The 25,414-nt window shown below is 32.2% G+C and carries 17 protein-coding genes and 5 pseudogenes; 15 read left to right on the top strand and 7 right to left on the bottom strand.

Annotated elements, in window-relative coordinates; translation table 11 throughout:
• Positions 1 to 7 precede the first annotated feature (7 nt).
• Both P5P89_RS15640 and ligA read left to right on the top strand, forming a co-directional pair.
• Complete coding sequence (locus P5P89_RS15640; RefSeq protein WP_278009165.1) at positions 8 to 1,942, top strand: OmpA family protein; 1,935 nt, start codon at positions 8 to 10, stop codon at positions 1,940 to 1,942.
• A gap of 246 nt (positions 1,943 to 2,188) precedes the next feature.
• Positions 2,189 to 4,194, top strand: a pseudogene (ligA, locus tag P5P89_RS15645) (NAD-dependent DNA ligase LigA).
• A gap of 653 nt (positions 4,195 to 4,847) precedes the next feature.
• Here ligA and P5P89_RS15650 read toward each other — a convergent pair.
• Positions 4,848 to 5,759 carry a bifunctional metallophosphatase/5'-nucleotidase gene (locus tag P5P89_RS15650; protein WP_278009166.1) on the bottom strand — a complete coding sequence of 304 codons (912 nt, stop codon included), beginning with the start codon at positions 5,757 to 5,759 and terminating at the stop codon, positions 4,848 to 4,850.
• A 53-nt stretch (positions 5,760 to 5,812) separates the two neighbouring features.
• Positions 5,813 to 6,591: pseudogene (locus tag P5P89_RS15655) on the bottom strand (5'-nucleotidase C-terminal domain-containing protein).
• A gap of 47 nt (positions 6,592 to 6,638) precedes the next feature.
• Between P5P89_RS15655 and P5P89_RS21810 the strand changes: the two are divergent.
• The 13 genes and pseudogenes from P5P89_RS21810 (at position 6,639) to P5P89_RS15720 (ending at position 18,917) form a co-directional block, all read left to right on the top strand.
• Positions 6,639 to 7,150: pseudogene (locus P5P89_RS21810) on the top strand (DUF6913 domain-containing protein).
• Between the two features lie 16 nt (positions 7,151 to 7,166).
• The gene (dapA, locus tag P5P89_RS15665) at positions 7,167 to 8,048 is read left to right on the top strand and encodes a 4-hydroxy-tetrahydrodipicolinate synthase (RefSeq protein ID WP_278009168.1); all 882 of its coding nucleotides are present in this window, start codon (positions 7,167 to 7,169) and stop codon (positions 8,046 to 8,048) included.
• A 136-nt stretch (positions 8,049 to 8,184) separates the two neighbouring features.
• Positions 8,185 to 8,979, top strand: coding sequence for an outer membrane protein assembly factor BamD (locus P5P89_RS15670; protein WP_278009169.1), 795 nt, complete (start codon positions 8,185 to 8,187; stop codon positions 8,977 to 8,979).
• A gap of 8 nt (positions 8,980 to 8,987) precedes the next feature.
• Positions 8,988 to 9,305, top strand: a complete 318-nt coding sequence (locus tag P5P89_RS15675) for a DNA-directed RNA polymerase subunit omega (RefSeq protein WP_008463064.1) — start codon at positions 8,988 to 8,990, stop codon at positions 9,303 to 9,305.
• A 10-nt stretch (positions 9,306 to 9,315) separates the two neighbouring features.
• Positions 9,316 to 10,523, top strand: a pseudogene (gene coaBC / locus P5P89_RS15680) (bifunctional phosphopantothenoylcysteine decarboxylase/phosphopantothenate--cysteine ligase CoaBC).
• Complete coding sequence (gene porD / locus P5P89_RS15685; RefSeq protein WP_278009170.1) at positions 10,516 to 11,400, top strand: type IX secretion system protein PorD; 885 nt, start codon at positions 10,516 to 10,518, stop codon at positions 11,398 to 11,400. Before coaBC ends, porD begins: the two are co-directional and overlap by 8 nt.
• A 38-nt stretch (positions 11,401 to 11,438) precedes the next feature.
• On the top strand, positions 11,439 to 13,091 hold the full coding sequence (recN, locus tag P5P89_RS15690; RefSeq protein ID WP_278009171.1) for a DNA repair protein RecN: 1,653 nt from the start codon (positions 11,439 to 11,441) through the stop codon (positions 13,089 to 13,091).
• 7 nt (positions 13,092 to 13,098) lie between these two features.
• A complete protein-coding gene (locus P5P89_RS15695; protein ID WP_278009172.1) occupies positions 13,099 to 13,620 on the top strand; it encodes a tetratricopeptide repeat protein in 522 nt (173 codons plus the stop codon).
• Positions 13,621 to 13,639: 19 nt separating this feature from the next.
• Positions 13,640 to 14,830 carry an enoyl-ACP reductase FabV gene (fabV, locus tag P5P89_RS15700; protein ID WP_278009173.1) on the top strand — a complete coding sequence of 397 codons (1,191 nt, stop codon included), beginning with the start codon at positions 13,640 to 13,642 and terminating at the stop codon, positions 14,828 to 14,830.
• Between the two features lie 123 nt (positions 14,831 to 14,953).
• Positions 14,954 to 15,952 (top strand): glycosyltransferase family 2 protein, encoded by a 999-nt coding sequence (locus P5P89_RS15705; protein ID WP_278009174.1) that lies wholly within the window; start codon positions 14,954 to 14,956, stop codon positions 15,950 to 15,952.
• A gap of 1 nt (position 15,953) precedes the next feature.
• The gene (gene coaE, locus P5P89_RS15710) at positions 15,954 to 16,550 is read left to right on the top strand and encodes a dephospho-CoA kinase (RefSeq protein WP_278009175.1); all 597 of its coding nucleotides are present in this window, start codon (positions 15,954 to 15,956) and stop codon (positions 16,548 to 16,550) included.
• A 59-nt stretch (positions 16,551 to 16,609) separates the two neighbouring features.
• Positions 16,610 to 18,194, top strand: a pseudogene (locus tag P5P89_RS15715) (sensor histidine kinase).
• Positions 18,195 to 18,197: 3 nt separating this feature from the next.
• Positions 18,198 to 18,917: a response regulator transcription factor gene (locus tag P5P89_RS15720; RefSeq protein WP_223683044.1), complete on the top strand. Its 720-nt coding sequence runs from the start codon at positions 18,198 to 18,200 to the stop codon at positions 18,915 to 18,917.
• 58 nt (positions 18,918 to 18,975) lie between these two features.
• On the opposite strand, the gene P5P89_RS15725 is transcribed toward P5P89_RS15720, so the two are convergent.
• The 5 genes from P5P89_RS15725 to P5P89_RS15745 all read right to left on the bottom strand — a co-directional run bounded on the left by P5P89_RS15725 (position 18,976) and on the right by P5P89_RS15745 (position 25,414).
• Positions 18,976 to 19,392 (bottom strand): OsmC family protein, encoded by a 417-nt coding sequence (locus P5P89_RS15725; protein ID WP_278009176.1) that lies wholly within the window; start codon positions 19,390 to 19,392, stop codon positions 18,976 to 18,978.
• 180 nt (positions 19,393 to 19,572) lie between these two features.
• Entirely contained in the window at positions 19,573 to 21,549 is a 1,977-nt protein-coding gene (locus tag P5P89_RS15730) for a DUF349 domain-containing protein (RefSeq protein WP_278009177.1), read from the bottom strand.
• A 244-nt stretch (positions 21,550 to 21,793) separates the two neighbouring features.
• Positions 21,794 to 22,543: a shikimate dehydrogenase family protein gene (locus tag P5P89_RS15735; RefSeq protein WP_223683047.1), complete on the bottom strand. Its 750-nt coding sequence runs from the start codon at positions 22,541 to 22,543 to the stop codon at positions 21,794 to 21,796.
• A complete protein-coding gene (locus tag P5P89_RS15740; protein WP_223683048.1) occupies positions 22,543 to 23,940 on the bottom strand; it encodes a tetratricopeptide repeat protein in 1,398 nt (465 codons plus the stop codon). The genes P5P89_RS15735 and P5P89_RS15740 overlap by 1 nt, the downstream gene beginning before the upstream one ends.
• Before the next feature lie 274 nt (positions 23,941 to 24,214).
• On the bottom strand, positions 24,215 to 25,414 hold the full coding sequence (locus P5P89_RS15745; RefSeq protein WP_278009178.1) for an aspartate aminotransferase family protein: 1,200 nt from the start codon (positions 25,412 to 25,414) through the stop codon (positions 24,215 to 24,217).

Genomic DNA, 25,414 nt, shown 5'->3' on the forward strand with positions numbered 1-25,414 from the left:
AAACCTTATGAAAAAACTATATATCCTAAGTCTGGTTTTGAGCTTTACGGTTTGTTTTGCTCAGACTAATTTAAAAAAGGCAGATGCGTTGTTTAAGAACTACTCGTATGCTGATGCTTCAAAAGCGTACGAAGAAATTTTGCAAAACATAAAAAAGCCTTCGACACAAACATTAAAGAATGCTGCTGACTCGTATTATTTTATTTCCGACTCCAGAAACGCACTAAAATGGTACCGAAAATTGTATGAAGCTCAGGGAAATAACTTAACCGATATCTATTATTTGCGTTACATTCAGTCTATGAAAGCTGTTATGGATTACGATGAAGCAAACAGGGTTACAAAAGAATATCTTGATAAAAAAGGGGATAAAAATGAAATCAACCGATACGTTGCTCAAAAAAAGCAAATGGATAGTCTGGCTAAAGCAAAATCGCTTTACGAAATAAAAGATCTCGATATCAACACCAGTAAGTCTGATTTTGGAGCTACATTTTTTCAGGATAAAATTGTTTTTACTTCGGCGAGGGATACAACAAAGTTTAGCGAAAAACTATATACATGGAACAATCAGCCTTTCCTTAATTTATATGTGGCTGAAAGAAATGCTGCAGATGGAAGTTTATTCAATGAAACGGTGTTTTTGCCAAACGTAATGACCAAATATCACGAAGCGACAGCTACTTTTGATGCCGATGGAAAAACAATTTACTACTCAACCAATATTGTTAAAAACAACAAACTGGTTGTAGATGAAACAAAAACTAATAATTTTCAAATTATTAAAGGTTCGATAGTTGATAATAAATTAGAAAACCCGCAAAAAGTATTTTTTAACAGTGAGGATTATTCTGTAGGGCATCCTTCTCTAAGTGAAGATGGGAAATGGCTTTTCTTTGCATCGGATATGCCTGGAGGATATGGTGAAACTGATTTGTATGTAGTAAAAATTGCTTCTGATGGCACAATGAGTTCTCCTAAAAATTTAGGCCCGAAAATTAATACTATCGGGAATGATCTTTTTCCGTTTTTTAGCAAAAACGTGCTTTATTTTTCTTCTGATGGACATTACGGATGGGGAGATCTGGATATTTATGAAAGTAAATTTTTATCAGACGAAAGCTTTTCTGACCCAAGAAATCTGGGGGCTCCTATAAATAGCAATAAAGATGATTTTGCTTTTGTAATTGATAAAACGGGTCGGTTTGGTTACATGTCTTCAAACAGGGAAGGCGGAAAAGGGGATGATGATATTTATTCTTTTGTAAAAAAAGAACCAGTTTGCAATCAGACTATTTCAGGAATTGCAGTAGATCGTAAAACAAAGCAGCCTCTTACTGATGTTAGCATTATGGGATATAATTCTTTTAGTGATATTCTTGGAGAAACAAAAACGAATTTTGAAGGAAAATATGCTCTGGTCGTTCCATGCGGTAAAACAGTTAAAATGATTGCAGCAAAGCCCAATTACAGCAGTGATGAAAAAACAGTAGAAACTACTTTAGAAAACGAAGGAGAGATTCCAAATATTAATTTTGAACTTAGCAATTATGATGATTTGGTGGTAAAGAAAAAAGGTGTTGAAAAAGTAGATGTAAAACCAATTTATTTTGATTATGACAAATACGACATAACTCCTTTGGCTATCGAAGAATTATCAAAAGTGGTTTTTATTATGCAAAAATTCCCAAATATTCGTATCAAAATTGAATCGCATACTGATTCCCGGGGAAAAGATTTTTATAACCTTAAACTTTCTGATAACAGGGCAAAATCAACACGCGATTATATTATTTCGCAAAATATTGATGCTTCAAGAATAGAAAGTGCCATTGGTTACGGAGAAAGCCGATTAATCAATAAATGTAAAAACGGCGTAAAATGCACCGAAGAAGAACATTTATTAAACCGGCGCTCGGATTTCATTATTATTCAAAAATAAATTAGTGTTTTTTATTTAGGTTGTTGATTATCACTTTTAAAAGTGCAGAAAGTAAAACCATTTGGAAGCTGGTTTTTTTTAATTCTTTTTTAAGAATAATGGACAAGAAGAAAATCAAGTTGCAAATTTTGCAGCTTGATTTTTGATTTTATAAAAGTTTTAGTTTTTAATATTTTACAATAAAAAATAATCCTAATTTTGAGACTGGGTTTTTATACATTATAATCAGTACTATTTTTAATATTTATGAGTATTCAGGAGACAATTCAGAATTTACGAAACGAACTTAATCAACACAATTACAATTATTATGTACTTGATGATGCTACAATTTCTGATTATGATTTTGATACTAAACTAAAAGAGCTTCAGGATTTAGAAAAAAACATCCTGAATTTTTTGACGAACATTCTCCGACTCAAAGGGTAGGCGGAATGGTGACCAAAAATTTTAAAACCATAGCGCATCAGTTCAGAATGTACTCTTTGGATAACTCTTATTCAAAAGAAGATTTAGTAGAGTGGGAAAACCGAATCCAGAGAGTTCTTGGAAATGTCGATTTACAATATACATGTGAACTAAAATACGACGGAGCTTCAATAAGCATTACATACGAAAACGGAAAACTGGTTCAGGCTTTGACACGTGGAGATGGTTTTCAGGGTGATGAGGTTACAAATAATATTAAAACCATTAAATCAGTTCCATTGCAATTAAAAGGGAATTATCCTGATAAGTTTGATATTCGTGGTGAAATCATCCTGCCTTTAAAAGGTTTCGAAAAAATGAATCAGGATTTAATTGAAATTGGTGAAACCCCATATTCAAACCCAAGAAATACAGCTTCCGGAAGTTTAAAGCTACAGGACAGTGCTGAGGTTGCCAAACGTCCTTTAGAATGTTTATTGTATTCGGTTACAAGCAATAATTTACCTTTTTCTTCTCAAATTGAAGGATTACAATTAGCAAGAGAATGGGGATTTAAAGTGCCAAGTGAGGCAAAATTAGCCAATACGATGCAGGAAGTTTTTGATTTTATTGATTATTGGGATACTCATCGTCACAAACTACCTTACGAAACAGATGGTGTCGTGGTAAAAGTAAACAGTTTCCGTCATCAGGAGGAATTAGGTTATACAGCAAAATCACCTCGTTGGGCAATAGCATATAAATTTAAAGCAGAGCAGGTTTCGACCAAATTAAAATCAATTTCGTATCAGGTGGGCCGTACCGGAGCAATTACTCCAGTGGCAAATTTAGAGCCTGTTCAATTGGCAGGAACAATTGTAAAAAGAGCTTCATTGCATAATGCCGATCAAATCGAAAAATTAGACATTCGAATAAACGACACTGTTTTTGTTGAAAAAGGAGGCGAAATTATTCCGAAGATAATTGCTGTGGATTTAGAACAGCGTCCTCAAGATTCACAAAAAACGCATTATATTACTCATTGTCCCGAATGTGAAACACAATTGGTTCGTACAGAAGGCGAGGCAAACCACTATTGCCCGAATTTTTATGGCTGTCCACCGCAGATTATAGGCAGGATTCAGCACTATATTTCGAGAAAAGCCATGGATATTGAAGGCCTTGGCGGTGAAACAGTGGCCTTACTTTTCAAAAATGGTCTGGTTCATAATTATGCTGATTTGTATGAATTAAAAGTAGAGGATATTCTGCATCTGGAAAGAATGGCACAAAAATCTGCTGAAAATTTGGTAAACGGTGTTGAAAAATCAAAAGAAATTCCGTTTGAAAGTGTTCTTTTTGCATTAGGGATTCGTTTTGTAGGTGAAACTGTTGCCAAGAAGTTAGCCAGACATTACAAAAATATTGATGCACTAAGTAAGGCTTCGTTAATGGAATTGATTTTAGTAGATGAAATTGGAGAACGAATTGCAAAAAGCGTTATTGAATTTTTCGAGAATGAAGAAAATCAAAAAATAATTGAACGATTAAAAAGATATGGTGTTCAGTTTGAAATCGTTGAAAAAGTAAATCCTGATGCAACCAACAAGTTCTTAGGAAAAACCTTTGTAGTGTCGGGAGTTTTTACTGAGTTTTCAAGAGATGAATTAAAGAAAACCATAGAAGATAACGGTGGTAAAGTGGGAAGTTCAATTTCTGCAAAAACAGATTTTGTAGTAGCTGGCGATAATATGGGGCCGGCAAAATTAGAAAAGGCAAATAAATTAAATATCCCTATCCTGTCTGAACAGGAATTTATAACCAAACTGAATGAAAGCGAGTAGACCGTCATTGATTTTATACTCGATTGCATTTTTTTTTACAATCGGGTTTGATATTCTTCAGTATGATTATCTGACGGTTTGTATGAAATCGATTGTAATTCCTTCTGTTTTCTTTTATTTTTATTCGTCAAATAATTTTAAAATTGATACAACTCAAATTTTAATTTTTGCTTTATGCTTTGTTGGAGAAGTATTTCATCTTATGGATGTAGAAATTTCGACTCTTGGGTCTTTAATATGCTTTTTGTTTGTTTACTCTATATTAATCAAAAAGATTATTGTTGAAAAGATAAAACTTAAAAGAACAGACCTATTGCCTATTACCCTGGTAATCTTAATTATTATCTATTTATTGTTTTCTGTTTTAAGTCTACAGTTTGACAAAATCAAAGACTTTCAATTTCTATACTGTATTTACGGTATTGTATTAAGTGTTTTAGGGGTTATTTGTTATACAAAATATATAACCAGAGGAACTTATGTTACTTTACTGCTAACATTAATGATTACCTGTTTTATAATTTCTGATATATTTTTTATTTTCAATGAATACTTCTCTTATTCTTTAGTGTTAATCCTGATTAGGGACATTGCGCAGATTCTTGCGTACTTTTTTATGGCAAAATATTTTATAGTATCAAATAAAAAGAGAGTCAAACAATAATTGATTTCCCTTGATTAGTGTGGGATTTATTTTTGTCAAAGTAAAAATCGATTCTACCTAAATTTATTCCGTAGCATCCTACCTGATTTATCAGAACATCTTCGCCTGATTTATTTTTTACAATAGTAGGTTTGTCCAAAAAGGTATGTGTATGACCGCCAATAATCAAATCAATGTCTTGTGTTAGTTCGGCTAATTTTAAGTCACAAATTTTTGCCTCGTTTTCTTTGTATTTATAGCCTAGGTGAGAAAGACAGATGACAAGGTCACATTTCTCTTCTTTCTTTAACAATTGCGTCATATCCTGCGCAATTTCTACAGGATTATTGTAAACAGTTTCCTTGTACATTTTTTTGTCAACCAATCCTGCAAGTTCTATTCCTAAACCAAAAACACCAACCTTAATTCCATTTTTATTGAAAATTTTATATGGTTTTACAAGTCCGTTCATGATTGTATTTTTAAAATCATAATTCGAGCAGATAAAATCAAAACTGGCATGCGGCATTTGTGCGTACAATCCATCAAGACCATTGTCAAAATCATGGTTTCCAATTGCAGAAGCATCATATTTCATCATGCTCATTAGTTTGAATTCAAGTTCTCCACCATAATAATTGAAATAAGGGGTTCCCTGAAAGATGTCTCCGGCATCTAGTAAAAGCACATTTGGATTTTCTTTTCGAATGGTTTCAATGAGAGCAGCTCTACGCGATACCCCGCCTTTGTTTGGATTACGAGGGTCATCAGCCGGAAAAGGATCTATATGGCTGTGCACATCGTTAGTGTGCAGAACAGTTAGATGCTTTATATCGTTTGTCTCAAAACTGCTCAATGACAGACCCAGGCTTAATAAAGCCGTCCCCGCAGCGGTTTTCTCAATAAATTCTCTTCTTTTCATTTTGTGTTTTTTTACGAAAACGCCTGTTTTTTATTTTGGATTCAAGTGTTTGATTATTCTTCTGTAATTCTAATATCTTTTGGAATCGGAATCGTATCTACTTCTTTAAAATAATCAATTAGCACATTTCTAAGTTTATAATTCAGATCATATTTCTGTAAAGCTTTGAGGAAAAAGTTCATGCTGTCCCCACCATTTGCCAGATAATCGTTTGTTGCCACATAATACGTTTTAGTAATGTCAAGAGGTTTTCCCTGAATTTGAATATTTTTAGCAGTATTATCTTTTGAAATTGTAAAAGTCATACCGGCTAAAGGATGGGCTTTCTTTTGCTTAATTATATCCGAAGCCATTTCCAGAATCTGGTCACCTTTTAAAGCGAGGACAACTAAATTGTTTTCAAATGGCATAATTTCAAAAGCAGTTCTTGTTGTTACATTTCCTTTAGGCAATATAGCCCTTATTCCACCATGATTTAACAAACATAAATCAATGTCTTTTTTTCACGGATCTTAAAAACCTGATTTCCTTTTTGTAAACAAACATCAGCTATTAGGTTTCCAATATTGGTTTGCCACTTTCCAATACTTTTATCAAGTGTTTCCGGACAATAAGCTAATACACTGTCTAAATCTTTATTGATGTGATCACGATAAGGTTTAATAAAGTTTTCTATCTCAGGGATCTGGTTGTTTTTTTCAGTAATAGGAAGTTGTTTTCCTTCTATTTTATCTAGATGGTAATTTTTTCTACTGCATGATAAAGTAAATAAGAATGTTAAGAATATAACAAAAAGTTTTAAAAATCCGTTATACTTTTTTAGTTTTACCATCTTAAATGAGACTTAAATAATTAATTTTGTAATCTGGTAAAATTACTATGTTTTTAAATTACTTAAAGGATTTTTTTATAAAAAAAACATTAAAAAATAATTTACGTAATGTAAAAAAAGAAGTATTTACCAGTAATATACAAACAATTGGCTTGTTGATTGATGAGAGTGATTTCAGGCATTCAAAAGCACTTATTGAGGAGTTAGTTTCTAAAGGAATTGATTCTGAGAGAATTAAAATTGTGGTTTACAGAAATAAATTTAAGGATAAAAAAAATATTCTTTTCCCACTTTTACCAAAAAGCACATAGATTGGAAAGGGGATAGTAAAGTAGATTTTTTAACTGAATTTATTGAAACAGAATTTGATCTTTTGATTAGTTATTATGATGTTCAGAAACCCATTTTGAAATTGATCACGAATCAATCAAAAGCAAAATTTAAAGTAGGATTTGCATCAATAGATAAAGACATGAATCGTTGGATGATAAATACTTCTTTAAGCAGTTATAGACTTTTCGTTTTCGAATTGTTCAGGTATTTAAAAAATATAAAGTAAAAATATAATTTAGATTATGCAATCATTAATAGGAACAGGTGTTGCCCTTGTCACTCCATTTAAAAAAGATTTTTCAATTGATATCGAAGCTTTGCACCGAATCGTTAATTTTTCGATTGATGGAGGAGTAGAATATCTTGTAGTTATGGGTACAACTGCTGAAAACGCGACTTTAACACAAAACGAAAAAGAATTAGTTATTAATACTATTGTTGAAGTTAATAACGGAAGATTGCCTTTAGTTCTTGGAGTTGGGGGTAATAATACTATGCAGGTTGTGGAGGAATTAAAAACAAGGGATTTTTCTGCATTTGAAGCTATTCTTTCTGTATCTCCCTACTATAATAAACCTACGCAGGAAGGAATTTATCAGCATTTTAAAGCCATTGCAGAAGCTTCTCCAGTTCCGGTAGTTCTATATAATGTTCCGGGAAGAACATCAAGTAATATGGCGCCTTCAACAGTTGTTCGTCTTGCAAATGATTTTGACAATGTTGTAGGGATAAAAGAAGCGGCAGGAGACATGGCTCAGGCTTTACAACTGATTAAAAATGTGCCAAAGGATTTTCTGGTAATCTCAGGAGATGATATGATTGCTTTGCCAATTGTATTGGCTGGCGGGGCAGGAGTTATCTCGGTTATTGGACAGGGATTCCCAAAAGAATTCTCAGAAATGATTCGTTTAGGCCTGAATCGAAAAGTAAATGAAGCTTTTAAAACACAATACTTGTTGTCTGATTGTATTGATATGATTTTTGAACAGGGAAATCCTGCCGGAATTAAACATGTCTTCCAGTCTTTAGGGATTGCTGATAATACGGTTCGTTTACCATTAGTTTCAGTTGAAGAATCATTAGCAGACCGATTAGATAAATTTGTAAAAGCAGCATTAAAATAAATACAATAATCCCAGTATTTTATTGTATCAAAAAATATTTTGTAGTAGCTAAATTAATAACTAAATTTGCCACCGAAACTTCGGTGTGATTTTGCTTTGGCATAATTGTCTAAGAAATCATAATAAAAGTAAGAAAATGAAAAAACTAGTATCGCTGTTAATTGTTGTTGTCCTTTTTTGCTCTTGTAGTGATTATCAGAAGGCATTGAAAAATGAAGATGTTGCAGCAAAATTTGAAATCGCAACAAAGATGTATGAAGCAGGGAAGTATAATAAAGCAATTAGACTTTTTGAGCAATTAGCACCGACATACAGAGGAAAACCTCAGGCGGAAAAGCTATTCTATATGTTTTCTCAGTCTTATTATAAAACAAAACAGTATTATTTAGCAGGTTACCAGTTTGAAAGTTTTGTTTCGGGTTATCCGCGAAGTGAAAAAGTTCAGGAGGCTGCTTTTTTAGGGGCTTACAGTTATTCTAAATTAGCTCCTGTTTATAGTCTTGATCAGACAGATACAGTAAAAGCATTAGATAAATTACAGGCTTTTATTGATAATTATCCAAACTCTGAATATATTGCTCAGGCAAATGAGGCTGTTAAGGTATTAAGTGGAAAACTTGAAAAAAAGGCGTATGAAAATGCAAAAGGGTATAATACTATTTCTGACTATAAATCGGCATTAGTGGCGTTTGATAATTTTATCGCAGATTATCCAGGAACTCCATTTAAAGAAGATGCGTTGTTTTATAAATATGATTCAGCATACCAATTAGCAATAAACAGTATTCCTCAAAAAATGGAAGAGCGTTTAAATGTTGCAAAAGTGGCGTATAACAACTTGTTGAAGTTTAAAAGCGATACAAAATATAAAAAACAGGCAGACGAAATGAATGCCAGAGTAGAAACAGATTTACAAAAATTTACTAAATAAATAAAGTCATGGATTTAAAAAAGACGAATGCTCCTGTAAATACAATAACTTACAATAAAACAGTTATTGAAGAGCCAACAGGAAATGTGTATGAGGCAATCACTATTATGGCTAAAAGAGCAAACCAGATTAATTCTGAAATTAAAAAAGAATTGACTGAGAAATTAGAAGAATTTGCTACTTACAATGACAGTCTTGAAGAAGTTTTTGAAAATAAAGAACAAATTGAAGTTTCTAAATTTTACGAAAAATTACCAAAACCACACGCTTTAGCTGTTCAGGAATGGTTAGACGGTAAAACATACCACAGAAGCTCAAACAAATAAATACAGTACAATGTCAGTTTTAAACGGTAAGAAAATTTTACTGGGGGTTTCCGGTGGAATAGCAGCCTATAAAACAGCCTCATTAGTACGACTCTTTATAAAAGCAGGTGCACATGTCCAGGTGATCATGACACCTGCTTCTAAGGATTTTGTAACTCCACTTACATTATCTACCTTATCAAAAAATCCTGTATATTCCAGTTTTTTTAATGAAGAGGAGGATGCAGTCTGGAACAATCATGTTGATTTAGCACTCTGGGCTGATCTTATGATAATTGCTCCTGCTACAGCCAATACGTTGTCAAAAATGGTAACGGGAAATAGTGATAATCTTTTAATCGCGACTTATTTATCTGCTAAATGTCCAGTTTATTTTGCTCCGGCTATGGATTTGGACATGTACAAACATCCTTCAACTTTATCTAGTTTTAATACTTTAAAGCAATTTGGAAATGTAATGATTCCAGCTGAAAATGGTGAGTTAGCAAGTGGTTTGTCAGGCGAAGGAAGGATGGCAGAACCTGAAAACATAGTCTCTTTTTTGGAAGCTGATTTAGAAAGTAAGCTTCCTTTAAAAGGGAAAAAAATACTTGTAACTGCAGGCCCTACATACGAAGCAATAGATCCGGTGCGTTTTATTGGAAATCATTCTTCAGGAAAAATGGGCTTTGATATTGCAAAAGTAGCAGCTAATCTAGGTGCTTCGGTTATATTGATAACAGGGCCTACTCACTTAAAGGTTGAAAATTCTTTGATTAAAGTTATTAATGTCGTTTCTGCCCAGGAAATGTATGACGCATGCCACTTGAATTTTGATGATGCTGATGTGGCTATTGCTGCTGCCGCAGTAGCCGATTATAAACCAAAGTTCGTTGCAGTTCAGAAAATTAAGAAAGCTGCTGATGAATTTTCAATCGAACTGGAAAAAACAAAAGATATCTTGTCTTCTTTAGGGAAAATTAAAAAAAATCAGTTTTTAATTGGTTTTGCTTTAGAAACTGAAAATGAAATTGAAAATGCTAAGTTGAAAATCCAGAAAAAAACTTAGATTTGATTGTTTTAAATTCGTTGCAGGATAAAGGAGCAGGTTTTCAATATCAAACGAATAAAGTTACTTTTATAGATAAGGAATTTAAAATTGAACCAATGGATTTAAAATTAAAAGAATCTGTTGCGGTTGATATTTTAAATAAAGTTATAGGGCATTTTTATGAGTAAATTAGTTACTTTTTTATTGTTTTTGTTTTTTGGTTTTGCACAGGCACAACAGTTAAATTGTACAGTTACTATAAATACAGAAAGGCTGCCAAATCCAAATTTACAGGTCTATAAAACACTTCAGGCTTCTTTGTCTGAATTTGTCAATAAAACAGATTGGATGGGAGCTGTTTTGAAGCAAAATGAGCGAATTAACTGTTCCATGTACATTACACTTTCTTCACATAATTCTGATCAGTTTTCAGGAACAATACAGGTACAATCTTCAAGATTAATCTATAATTCAACCTATTCTTCTCCTGTTTTTAATTTTAACGATAAAGATTTTAATTTCAGGTATACAGAATTTGAGCCTTTGTTGTATAATCCCACTACATTTGAGTCTAATTTAATATCAGTAATATCTTTTTACAGTTATATGATCTTAGGGATGGATGGTGATACATTTCAGTTCGCAGGTGGAAATCCCTATTTTGAAACCGCCCAAAATATTGCTAATATTGCACAGCAAGGCGGCTCCAAAGGATGGACCCAGTCAGATGGACTCCAAAACCGATATTTCCTGATAAATGATATGCTTGCTCCTGTTTATTCAGATTTGAGACAAACTACTTTTTTATATTATTCAGGATTAGATATAATGAATCAGGATTTGAAAGAGGCAAAAGAAAAAATAAAATCTTCATTAATGTTAATAGGTAAACTGAATTCGGTTAAACCAAATGCCTTTTTGACAAGAGTATTTTTTGATGCAAAATCAGACGAGATAGTATCTGTTTTTTCAGGGGGACCCAGTATTACAATTACAGATTTAGTAGAAAATTTAAACAGGGTTTCACCTTTAAATTCTACAAAATGGTCTCAAATTAAATACTAACTGAACTTATACTTCAATAATTTTACTTTTAAAGCTATATGATTACTTCGCTGTCAATTAAAAATTATGCCTTAATTGAAAAACTTTCTATAGATTTTTCGAAAGGGTTTTCTATAATAACCGGAGAAACCGGAGCTGGAAAATCAATTATTTTAGGAGCTTTAGGATTGGTTTTAGGAAAGAGAGCTGATTTGACTTCCCTGAAAAATAAAGAAGAAAAATGTATCATCGAAGCGCAGTTTGAGATTTCTAAATACAATCTGAAAGATTTTTTTGAATTGAATGATCTTGATTATGAGGATGAAACAATTATAAGACGTGAGATTCTTCCTTCGGGTAAATCACGTGCATTTATTAATGATAGTCCTGTAAATCTTCAGGAATTACAGGATCTGAGTGAGTTTTTGATTGATATTCATTCGCAGCAGCAAACCCAGGAACTTTCAGAGGAAGGTGTGCAGTTTAAAATCATTGACGCAATTGCTCAAAATTCAGGAATTATAGATTCTTATCAAAAATCGCTAAAAGTATATAAAACAGATAAATCAAAATTAAATGCTTTGCTTAAAAAACAAAGTGATGCAGGTAAGGAGCAGGAATACAATACTTTTTTATTGAATGAACTGGTCGCTGCAAAATTAAAATCAGGGGAACAGGAAGAGCTGGAAGCTGATTTTGAAAAGCTCAATAATGTTGAAATTATAAAGGAGTCGATTGATAAGTCACTTTTAGTTGCTAATGAAGAGCAATTTGGTGTTTTTCATAATTTGAATGAAATTAAGGCTTCATTGCAAAAAATTGCAGCTTTTTCATCAGAATATCAAAGCTTGTTTGACAGAATCACAAGCGTAGCAATTGAATTTGACGATGTTTCAAAAGAATTGCAAAATGCAGCAGATAAATTATTAAATGATCCCGAGAAATTAGAGTTAGTAAATCAGAAATTGCAGTTGATTCATAATTTACAGAAAAAGCATCAGGTTACTACTGTAGACGAATTGTTGCAAATTCAGTCAAACTTGGAAAAATCTGTGTTTGAATTAGGTAATATTGAAGAAGAAATAGCAATTCTGTCGAGATCGATCGAACAAAAAACAGAAGAGTTAGATTTGTTTTCAGCTAAAATCCATCAAAATAGAAAAGAAGCAATTCCGGTTTTATCTAAACAGCTAATTTCAATATTGGAGACATTGGGAATGCCAAATGTTCAGTTTAAAATGGAATTAACAGCATCGGACACTTATTTTCAAAATGGAAAAGATGAGCTGCAATTTTTGTTTTCAGCAAATAAAGGAACTGACTTCGGCTTACTGAAAAAAGTTGCTTCTGGTGGGGAAATGTCCCGTATAATGTTGGCTGTAAAAGCAATATTGGCACAATATTCTAAATTGCCAACTTTAATTTTTGATGAAATAGATACTGGTGTCTCCGGAGAAATTGCGATTAGAATGGGAGAGATCATGAAAGAGATGAGTACCAAGATGCAAATATTTGCCATCACACACTTACCTCAGATTGCGGCTAAAGGTGACTCTCATTTTAAGGTGTTTAAATCTACAATTAATGATGATACACAATCAGAATTAAAGCTTTTGTCTCAGGACGAAAGAATTATAGAAATTGCTCAAATGTTGTCAGGGGCCAATATATCTGATTCTGCATTGAATCATGCAAAACAATTATTAAGTTAAAATAGAAATGGAAAGCCTTAGTTATTATGAAAATCAATTTATAAAAGCAGATTCATTAATCTCTGACGGGAATATTGCTGAAGGGAAAGAATTGCTTGAAGAAATATTGTCTCAATATCCGGATTTCGGTAAAGCGCATAATCATTTAGGGTGGATTTATTACAATAAGCTGAGTAATTATGATAAAGGAATTTATCATTATAAACTGGCTATGAAATTTGAACCTAAATATCCTGCACCTTATTTAAATTATACTTATCTCCTTATTGATATTGGAAGGTATGAAGAAGCCAAAGAGCATATTAATTTTACTATAAAGACTCTGGAAAATTTCGATTCATCATCTTATAATAGTGAATTGGGAAGGATGGCAGAGTATGAGAATCAATATATAGCTGCTTACAAATATTACAATTTAGCAAAAAACAATGCTTTAAATCCTAATTTTATAGACAATATGGATGCAAACATGAAAAGGGTTAAGGATAAAATGTCTATTTTTGAAAAATTAAAATTGAAATTGAATTAATACAATAAATAATTACAAGATGATCATAGAACCTAGAATGAGAGGATTTATTTGTTTGACATCACACCCAAAAGGATGCGAGCAAAATGTTAAAAATCAAATTGAATATATCAAATCAAAAGGACCTATCGAAGGGGCTAAAAAAGTATTGGTAATTGGTGCTTCAACAGGTTTTGGATTAGCTTCAAGAATTACAAGTGCTTTCGGATCTGATGCAGCAACTATTGGTGTTTTTTTTGAAAAACCATCTGCTGAAGGTAAAACGGCTACACCGGGCTGGTACAATTCTGCGGCTTTTGAATCAGAAGCTCATAAAGCCGGGTTATATGCAAAAAGTATCAATGGAGATGCTTTTTCGAATGAAGTTAAAAGAGAAACTTTAGATTTGATAAAAGCAGATTTAGGACAAGTAGATCTTGTAATTTATAGTTTGGCTTCTCCAGTACGTACAAATCCTAAAACAGGTGTAACACATCGTTCAGTTTTGAAACCGATAGGGCAGACATACACTAATAAAACGGTTGATTTTCATACAGGAAAAGTTTCTGAGGTTTCTATAGCTCCTGCTAACGAAGAAGATATTGTTAATACAGTTGAAGTTATGGGTGGGGATGACTGGGCAATGTGGATTGAGGCTTTAAGAAATGAAAATTTATTGGCTGATGGCGCTAAAACTATAGCTTATTCGTATATCGGGCCGGAACTAACAGAAGCAGTTTATCGTAAAGGAACTATCGGTCGTGCAAAAGATGATTTAGAAGCTACAGCTTTTACTATTGCTGATAGTTTGAAATCAATAGGAGGAACAGCTTATGTTTCTGTTAATAAAGCTTTAGTGACACAATCAAGTTCTGCAATTCCGGTTGTGCCTTTGTATATTTCTCTTTTATATAAAGTAATGAAAGAAAAAGGAATTCATGAAGGTTGTATTGAGCAGATTCAGCGTTTGTTTAAAGACAGATTGTATGCCGGGACTGAAATTCTTACTGATGATAAAGGACGAATCAGGATTGATGACTGGGAAATGCGCGAAGATGTTCAGGCAGAAGTGGCAAAACTTTGGTTGGAAACTACAACGGAAACGTTACCGGCTATTGGTGATTTAGAAGGATATAGAAACGATTTCTTAAATCTGTTTGGTTTTGAATTAGCCGGAATAGATTATAAAGCAGAAGCAAATGAAATGGTTCAGGTAGAAAGTATTAAATAATTTGTTTAAATCCTTATAAAGGAAAACCATCAACTCAAAGTTGGTGGTTTTTTTATGAATAAAACTTATCTTTGCGCAAAATTTTAAATTTATAAAACTGTCCTTAATTCCCATTTCCTAATTATGGTTTTTTCTTTAATTATACCCGTTTATAATCGCCCGGATGAAGTAGATGAGCTTTTAGAAAGTTTAACGAAATCTGATTATAATGAAGCTTTTGAAATTGTTCTTGTTGAAGATGGATCTTCAATTCCTTGCAAGAGTGTAGTAATGAAATATCAGGGAAAACTAAACATATCATATTACTTTAAGCCTAATTCAGGACCTGGGGATTCCAGGAATTTTGGGATGACAAAAGCGATAGGTAATTATTTTATTATTTTCGATTCTGATTGTATTATTCCTTCCAATTATTTGACAGAAGTCCGTAAAGAATTAGATAGGGGATATGTAGATTGTTTTGGCGGGCCTGACAAGGCTTTGGATAGCTTTTCAGACATACAAAAAGCAATTAATTTTGCTATGACTTCTTTTTTGACTACCGGTGGAATTCGTGGTGGTTCTGAGAAAATAGGGAAGTTCCAACCAAGAAGCTTCAATATGGGGATTTCAAAAAAAGCTTTTGAAGCATCAAAAGGTTTTGGGAATATTCATCCTGGTGAAGATCCCGATTTATCTATCAGATTATGGAATTTAGGTTATGAAACGAGATTATTTCCTGATGCATTTGTTTATCATAAACGAAGGATAGACTGGGAGAAGTTCTCTATTCAGGTAAATAAATTTGGAAAAGCAAGACCAATATTGAATAGCTGGTATCCGGAACATAATAAACTTACTTTTTTCTTTCCTACTTTTTTTATGTTGGGATTATTATTAGCTTTTTTATTGTTAATTTTAAATATTGATATTTTATTACAAATATATTTTGTATATTTCGTTATAATTTTTCTTACATCTAGTGTTGCTACTAAGAGTTTTAAAATTGGATATCTTTCTGTAATTGCTGTTTGGAAACAATTTTATGGTTACGGAATAGGTTTTTTAGAATCTTTTGTAAAAATTATTATTTTAAAGAGAAAGCCTCAGAAAGCTTTTCCTAATATGTTTTTCAGGATATAACATGGCAAAGATTATTGGTTTGACAGGAGGCATTGGAAGTGGAAAGACAACTATTGCGAATTATTTTAAAGAAATGGGTCTGCCTGTTTATATAGCTGATGATAAAGCAAAGGAAATAATGCAGTCTCAATCCATAATTAAACAAATCAAAGCTGTATTTGGTGACGCGATATTTGAAAAAGAAGTGCTTAACAGGGCAAAGTTAGCTGATATTGTTTTTAATAATGCCGACAAGCTTAATCAGTTAAATGCTATTATACACCCGGCTGTTAAAAAAGATTTTGAATTATGGCTTCAAAAAAATAAAAATTATGATTATGTAATTTATGAAGCAGCAATTTTATTTGAGAGTGGAAGGTATAAAGAATGTGATGTTGTTATCACAGTTACAGCGCCTGAAGAAATAAAAATTAAAAGGGTTATAAAACGTGACAAAACAAGTAGGAAACAGGTCTTAGAAAGAATGAATGTGCAATGGAATGACGAACAACGTATTCCTGTGAGTAATTTCATTATCTTTAATGATACTCATAAAAATGCAAAGCAAGAAGTTGTTAAAATTCTTAAAATTTTAAATATAAAACAAAATCATTCTTAAATGTTAATATTTGGTTAATGTATTATTTAGTATATTGTTAAAATATTAATTTTGTTTCGATGAATAAATTATTTTTTAGAATACTTGTTTTGCTAATGAGTTTATCCTTAATTGGGATAATTCTGGTTCAGGTATATTGGTTCAATTCTTCGTTAGAGAATAATGATGAACAGTTTAAATATCATGTAACGCAGGTAGTTAGTGATGTTTCAGAAACACTTGCAAAACTGGAAGAATATAGTTTTCGAGATAAAATCAATCATATAAGGGATAGTACAGGTAAAATTCCACAAAAAGAAGATTTGCTGGAAATTTTATTTGTTCAAAGAAATACTAAAACAAACAAAACTATAGTTTATAAAAATAGTATTACTTCTGAAAAGTATGATACAAACGGATCAATTTTTAATAAGAAATTCAATTCAGACGGTTTTAAAAGTTTTAGTTCAAAGAGGTTGACAGAAGTTTACAATAATAATATTATTGATAATTCAGTTTTAAACCAAAGTACAATTCCGGATATAAAAGTTGAAAAAGATGGCAATCTTGATATTTTAAATAAAGCACAATTAACAATTACATCTAATGATTACGCGTCAATATTGCCAATAGATGAAAGAATTACCAAAGATAAATTAAATTCTCTTTTAAAGAAAGAACTTAAAGAACATGGTATAAAAACTAAATTTGAGTTTGGAATTTATAGCAACGGTATTCCTACAAAGGTCAAGTCAGATGGTTTTCATTATGATAAAGATGCGACTTACAGTATTCCTGTCTTTACAGACAATGAAGGGAATAGTAAGTATGAGCTATTAGTTACTTTTCCGTATAAAAAAGAAGTTTCTCTTATCTCAACTGGTGAGCATTACAATACTTTCTATAATTTTTACATTAATTATTGTAATCGCATATACAAGTGCATTAAATCAGTTAATACGACAAAAGCAAATATCTGAAATTAAAACAGATTTTATAAATAATATGACGCATGAGTTTAAAACTCCTATTGCTACCATAAATTTAGCTCTTGATGCGATTCGTAACCCCAAAATTATTGAAGATAAAGAGAAGGTATATCGTTACCTTCAAATGATCAGAGATGAAAATAAAAGGATGCATGCTCAGGTTGAAAATGTACTCCGAATTTCGAAACTGGAGAAAAAGGAACTGGATATCACCAAAGAGCCTACTGTAATTCACGATATTATTGAAGATGCAATTGAACATGTAAATTTAATTTTAGAAGACAAACAAGGTACAATTGTGAAACATTATAATGCGGCAAGGACTACATGCCTGGTCAATGAAGTTCATTTTACAAATGTGTTGGTTAATATATTAGAAAATGCTATAAAGTACTCTCCGGATGTTCCTGAAATAGAGGTTTTTACAGAGAATATTAAAGATATGATCCTGATAAAGATAAAAGACCATGGACTAGGGATGAGTAAAGTAGCTCAGAAGAGGGTTTTTGAGAAATTTTACAGAGAACATACAGGAGATCTTCATAATGTAAAAGGACATGGCCTGGGACTTGCTTATGTAAAAAGAATAGTTGAAGACCACAATGGTCAGGTTTATGTAGAAAGCGAAAAGGGAAAAGGAAGTACCTTCATAATAAAAATACCACTAATAAATTAAAATATGGAAAATATTAATAAAAGAATACTTTTAGTAGAAGACGACCTTAATTTTGGTGCAGTTCTTAAAGATTATTTAATGCTAAATGACTTTGAAGTTACCTTAGCAAAAAATGGTATGGAAGGTTTCGAAAAATTCAAGAAAGATGTTTATGATTTATGTATTCTTGATGTAATGATGCCTTATAAGGACGGTTATACTTTAGCTAAAGAAATCAGGGAAAAAAATAGTGAAGTGCCGATTATTTTTTTAACGGCAAAATCTATGAAAGAAGATGTTTTAAAAGGATATAAGGCGGGTGCCGATGACTACCTGAACAAACCTTTTGATTCTGAAGTTTTATTGATGAAAATCAAAGCTATTATTCAAAGAAAATCATCTGATACAAAAGCAGAGCAAGTTCAGTTTGAGTTTAATATTGGTAAGTTTCATTTAAATTCTAAATTAAGATTTTTAACCTTCCAGGATGAAGAGCCAATCAAGTTATCTCCTAAAGAGAATGAGTTGCTTAAAATGCTTATTTTACATGAAAATGACTTAATGCCAAGAGAGTTAGCCTTGACGAAAATCTGGAGAGATGATAACTATTTTACATCAAGAAGTATGGATGTTTATATCGCCAAACTTAGAAAATATCTAAAAGCAGATGAAGATGTTGAAATTCTAAACATTCACGGAGAAGGTTTTAGACTTGTAGTTAAAAGCAAAGCAGTATCTGAATAAATTTAAAAAAGAAAGCTCTGAAAACTCAGAGCTTTTTTATGTATTAAATATTTTAAATTTAAATCAGGTTAACACTTAATGTGATTTCCGTTTTTAATAGTTTGGAAATCGGGCAAATTTCTTTTGCTTTAGTTGCAATTTCTGAAAACTTTTCAGCAGTTATGGAAGGGACTTTTCCTTTCAGTTCTAAGTGAATTAAAGTAATAGAACCATCTTCAAAAGTAACTGTTGCTTCTGTAGATAAATCGTCTGCAACGAAACCTTTTTCGTTTAATAAAAAGCTTAATTGCATTGTAAAACAGCCAGAATGTGCTGCTGCAATAAGTTCTTCAGGATTGGTTCCTACTCCTTCTGCAAATCTTGTTTTGAAAGATAATTGTGCATTATTTAGAGTTGTACTTTGTGTGCTTATTAATCCGGTTCCTTCCATACCGGTTCCTTTCCAGTTTGCGTTAGCTTTTCTTGTAAATTTCATTTTGTAGTTATTAAAGTTAATAATTATATATTTAAATTGCCAAATGATGACTTTTTCAAATATAGTCAATATTTTACAGATTAGTTTTATTAATTTGTTTCTGGAAAGTAAATTAATTAAAAAAGGTGTAATGAAAAATTTCTCATTACACCTTTTTTATGATTAAATTTTTAAAAAAAACTATTCCTGATTTAGGTTTCGTAACTGTTTAAGTTTATCTTTCCATAGCTCAAGACTTTCTTTATGGATAGCAATGTTTTTGCGAACTTCAAGAACAATCGAGTTTTCTTTTTTTGCATTTTTAGTATTCGTAAAGAACTGTATGTTATTTTCTAATTGGAATATTTCATTCTGTACTTCTTCAATTTTACGCATTATAAAAATCTTTTCATTATCCAATTTTCGCGTATCATTGCTTTCAGATAAAGAATCAATCCTGTTTGAAAAACGCATCATTTCAGTATCCTTCTTGCTTAAGCTTAGTTTTTCAAAAAGAGCATCTAAGATCTTATTGAATTTACCCTCAATGTGGCGTCTTGAAAAAGGAACTTTTCCGAATCCTTTCCAGGTTTCAATATGTAATTTAATAGCATCTAAATCTGTTTTGTGATCGCCAGTAAGTTCAAATGTTCTTAAAGTATCCAGATATGCTTTTTTATTGTCGAATGCAGCAACTTCTTCTTCGTTTTCTTCAGACTTGTGTTCTTTTAATTTGTCAAAATAATGATTGCAGGCGTCTTTAAATTCTTTCCAGATTTTGTCTGAATATTTTTTAGGAACATGACCAATTTGTTTCCACTCTTCCTGAATTTGTTTCATGATTGGAGTAGTAGCGTTAAAGTCAGTACTTTCCTGTAATTCTTTTGCTTTTGCAACCAATGCCATTTTTTTATTTAAATTGTCGTTTTGATCTTTTTTGATGTCTTTATAAAAAGAGTTTTTAAAAGAATTAAAATTTCTAACGGCAGTTTTAAATGCAGCCCAGGTTTGTTCGTTTACGTCACTTGGTACTTTTCCGGCAGCAAAAAATTCATTTCTAAGTGCTTCAACTTTTTGTATTTGTACCAGCCATTGCGAATGGGAACCTACTTTTTCAGTGGCCAAAGTTTCAATTGTAGCAATGATTTGTTTTTTAATTTCAAGATTTTTTTGCTCGTTTTCTCTTTGGTTTTCGAACAAAAGTTCCCTTTTGTCGTGTATTTTTTTAGTTAGTTCACTAAATTTATTCCAAATCGTATCACGATGTTCTTTCGATACAGGACCAATATCTTCTTTCCAGATTCTGTGTAAATCCTGTAATTCACGAAATGCCTTATTAATGTCAGGCTCGCTCACTAATTCTTCAACACGGGTAATTATCTTTTGTTTTTGTTCAAGATTGTATTTGAAATCAAGGTCTCTTGCTTCGCGGTCTAGATGAAGATAATCATAAAAATTCTCAACATGAAAATGATAATTGTTCCAGACGTGATTGTATTTGTCTTTTGGAATAGGTCCGGCGTTTTTCCATCTCTCTCTTAATTCATTAAAATGTTTGAGAGTGTCTTTGATGTTTTCCTGTGGATTTATAAGTTCTTTTAGTTCCTCTACTATAGCAAGTCGGATTTCTAAATTTGATTTTAAATTACTTTGTAAATTTTTAAAGTGTGCATTTCTTTTTTCTCGAAATATGTTATAATATTCGTCGAACTTCGATTTTAAAGGAGAATGATATTGGAATTCTTCATTAGGATCTTGGTTTGATGCATTGAATTCTTCTTTTTTTTCTTCTATAAAGTGATTGAATTGAAGTAAAAATGATTTTTTAATTTCTTCTATATGGTCTTTTACAGACATCACTCTGTCTGTGTTTACAAGTTTTTTTAATTCATCAACAAGTTTGTCTAACGAAAAAGTATCATAATCCTCCATAGGAATATCATGACGTTCCTTTAGTGTCTCGTCTTCGCTTTCTTCAGCATTAGAATTTGTTATAGCATCTAATACTTCCTGATGATTTGTTTCTTCAGCCTGAATATTTTCTGGAGCTGTAATTTCCTTTTCTGTAGTTGCTTTAGAAATTGATGTTTCTGTTGCATCATTTTGTGAAGAATCATTCAGGTTGATTTCTGATTTTCCATCTGCTTCCTGCAGGTTATCATTCTTTTCTTCTAACATTTTTAAATGTATAAGGTTTATATTTTAAACATTGCGAAAGATAGTAAAGGTGTTTCTAAATACAAAATAAATCGTTTGTTTATGTGTTTTTCGATTTAAAAATCTTATCTTTTTTAGCGTAAAAACCGATTAAATCTAATGTGTTTAATTGTTTTAGTAAAATTTTTAGACTGGGTCCTGTAAATTTACAGAATAAAAAAGGCTACATTTTAAGTGTAGCCAAACTTATAAATTGTTTTGAAAGTTATTTATTCCAGATTTTCCATGCTTTTTCTGCCTGAAAAATAAGCATATCATGACCATTTTTTATTACTGCTCCTCTTTCTTTGGCATTCTTTAAGAACTGAGTTTCAGCAGGATTATAAATCAAATCATAAGCGATATGTTTATCTGTAAAAAACTCATAGGGAAGGTCGGGGCAAGCCTCAATATTTGGACTTGTTCCAACAGGAGTACAATTAATTATGATTTGATAATTGTCAAAAGTTGTTGCATTAATTAAATTGTAATCAATGATATTCTCTTTTGCTTCTCTTGAAACAAAAGTATATGGGATGTCAAGTTCATCAAGTGCAAATGCTACTCCTTTTGATGCACCACCAGTACCCAGAATGAGTGCCTTTTTGTGATGTGGTTCAAGTAATGGCTTTAATGATTTTTTGAAGCCATAATAATCAGTATTATATCCTTTTAATTTTCCGTTTTTTGTAAATTTTATAGTGTTTACTGCACCAATCAAAGTTGCTTTTTTGGAAAGCTTGTCCAGATAAGGAATGATCTGTTCTTTGTATGGAATCGTAACATTTAGGCCTTTTAAGTCTGGATTGTTTTTAAGTAAGCCTGTGAAATGACTAATTTCAGAAATATCAAAATTTTCGTAGCTGTTGCCTGCGAAAATTTCGTCATTAAATTTTTCTGTAAAATATCCTTTTGAAAAGGAGTAGCTAATATTACGGCCTAATAAGCCAAAGCGTCTTCTTAAAATATCAATCATTATTCTTTTCTATGTTTCTCAATATAATTTTTCACCATTTTTTTTGACCAGACAACAGGGAAAAGATCTTCAATCAAAATGTAGTTATCAAAGTTTAAACGCAAACCATTGCTTAAATGAAACTTCGCCTTTGTATTGTCCTGAATCATAAAATACAATCCGGCCAAGCGGTATTCTATTTCGTTTTCTTCCGGAAAATATTCAGAGGCTTGCAGTAATGTTTGTATGGCGCTCTCAAATTCACCTAAAAACTGAAGAATATCTACCCAAAATAACCATGTATCCAATGCATAATCTCCAAATTCTACTGCTTTTCTATAGCCAAATTCAGCTTCTTCAAAAAAGTTCATTTGTTTGTTTATAGTAGCATAACGTTTCCAGTATAAACGATTTTGATTATCTATAGCCAATGCTTTATTGACAAAAAATAATGCTTTCTGAAAATTTTTCTGGCGCACATAAAAATCAGTAATAGCAATCCATCCTTTGTCCAGAAGAGGGTCTTCGTGAACTGTTTGGTTGTAATATTTTAATGCAAGGACATTATTTCCCAGCTTTTCGTAGCATTTACCAATTCGCAATAAGGCATAAGAGGTTGCATCATCTAATTCGATGGTTCGGTTGTAGCTTTCTATTGCCTGTGCATATTTTTTAAGACGTTCGTATGCTTTTGCTTTTTCCATGAATGCTCCCAGAAATTCTTCATCAATCAGCGTTGCATAATCGAAAGCACGAATCGCATTTTCGTATTCTTTTATCCCGTAATGCAATCGTCCAACCTGATGCCAGGCGATTTCGCTATATGGGTTTTTGTTGATATATTCATTAAGATAAGCAATAGCTTCCTGATTCTGGTCTAAAAATTCAAAACAGTAAACTACGTTATAAAGTGCCGACTGGTCTTCTATGTCCTCTTCAAGACATTTGATGAAACTGTCTTTTGCCATCTCAAGATTATCCATAAAAAGATATTCCATTCCCATTAAGTTATAAACGTCAGCAAAATCATCTGTATATTGCAGGGCAATTTTAAGCAATTCTACTGCTTTTTCGTGCTGGTCTCTTTTCGAACAAATATTGGCTTTCTGGATGTAAATTTCTTCGTTGTTAGGTTCAATTGCATACAACTCGTTCAAAAGCTTTTCAGCCATGTCAAGTTTGTCATCATAAACCAGCATTTCTACTTGTACTAATTTTAAGCCTGTAGATTTTGGATGTTGGTCTAATGCAAGTTTTAAGGCTTTTTTTGCTAAATTAGCCTTACCTATATCTAAATAATGAAGAATAATTTCTTCAAATTCTTCAGAATCAAAAAAGAGTACTTTGTTGGTTTTTAACATCGACTCAAATTTGGATAGGGATAGGTTATAATCTTCTTCTTCGTTGCTTAATTGCATACTTTTTGTTTTTGAAATTAGCCTGTTATAAATTTAGGCAACCATATTATTTTGTGAGGAAAGGAAATTTATTGTTTTGAACAATTTAATTAACAATATGGACAGAATATATGTTCTGTTTTTATTTTTAATCTTTGATTTATAAAAGATTAATGTGTTTATTATTCTGAAGTTTTTTTTTAACGGGAAGCCTTAGCCCAGATAGAAGTGGAAATCCTTTTTTGAAGCATTTTTAGCTTCAAAAAAGATTGCAACGTATAGCTGGAAATAGCTCCTAATTAAGCTCTTCGTTATTATTCAAAATTTCATCCATAACTTCGAGAATTATGGCACATCCTTCTTTTATTTCTTCTTCAGAAATGGTTAATGGCGGTGTTATTCTAATGGCGCATCCTTCAAATAATAGCCAGAATAAAATGAGTCCCTTGGCCTGACAGTTTAAAATGACCTGATTCGTTATTTCGGCACTTTTGGTCATGGCGGCAAGCATTAATCCTTTTCCTCTAATTTCTGTTATCAAAGGATGTACCAAAAGTGATCTGAATAGTTTTTCCTTTTCTAAAGTTTTCTGCATCAGATTAGTCTCAGTTAATTCCTTCAAAGTTGCTAAGCAGGCTGACGCAATGACAGGATGACCTCCAAAAGTTGTAATATGCCCTAATTTTGGATTCTCGGTTAAAAGATCCATTTTTTCTGCTGATGCTGTAAAAGCACCTACCGGCATTCCGCCACCCATTCCTTTTCCCATAACTACAATATCCGGAACGACATCATAATTTTGGAAACCGAACAATTTTCCGGTGCGGCCAAAACCAGGCTGAATTTCATCTACAATCATCATAGCACCAACTTCGTCACAGCGTTTGCGTACTTTTTGCAGAAAGTTGTCTTTTGGTTCAATAAAACCAGCTCCTCCCTGAATTGTTTCAAGTAAGATTGCGGCTGTTCGTGTGGTTATTTTTTGTAAATCTTGTTCGTTGTTGAAAGTTATAAAATCAACATCAGGAAGCAAAGGACGAAAGGCTTGTTTGCGTTCTTCGAATCCCATAACACTCATAGATCCCATGGTGTTTCCGTGGTAGGCATTGTGACATGAAATAAGCTGACTGCGGCCTGTTGTTCGTTTAGCCAGTTTAAGCGCTCCTTCGATTGCTTCAGTACCAGAGTTCACTAAATAGGTTTTGTTTAATGATTCCGGCAGGAGTGAAGCCATTAATTTGCAATATTCAACAGCCGGACTTTGAGAATATTCACCATAAACCATTACATGCGAATATTTGTCTAACTGATCTTTTATAGCCTGATTGACCCTTGGATGCTGATGTCCAAGTGTACAGGCTGAAACACCGGCAACAAAATCTAAATATTTTTTATTACCTGTATCGTAAATATAGGAGCCTATTGCATGTGAAACTTCCATTCCGAGTGGATATGGAGAAGTCTGTGCCTGATATTTTATAAAATCTGGATTCAT

The sequence above is a fragment of the Flavobacterium gyeonganense genome (genome assembly GCF_029625295.1).
Lineage (GTDB): Bacteria > Bacteroidota > Bacteroidia > Flavobacteriales > Flavobacteriaceae > Flavobacterium > Flavobacterium gyeonganense.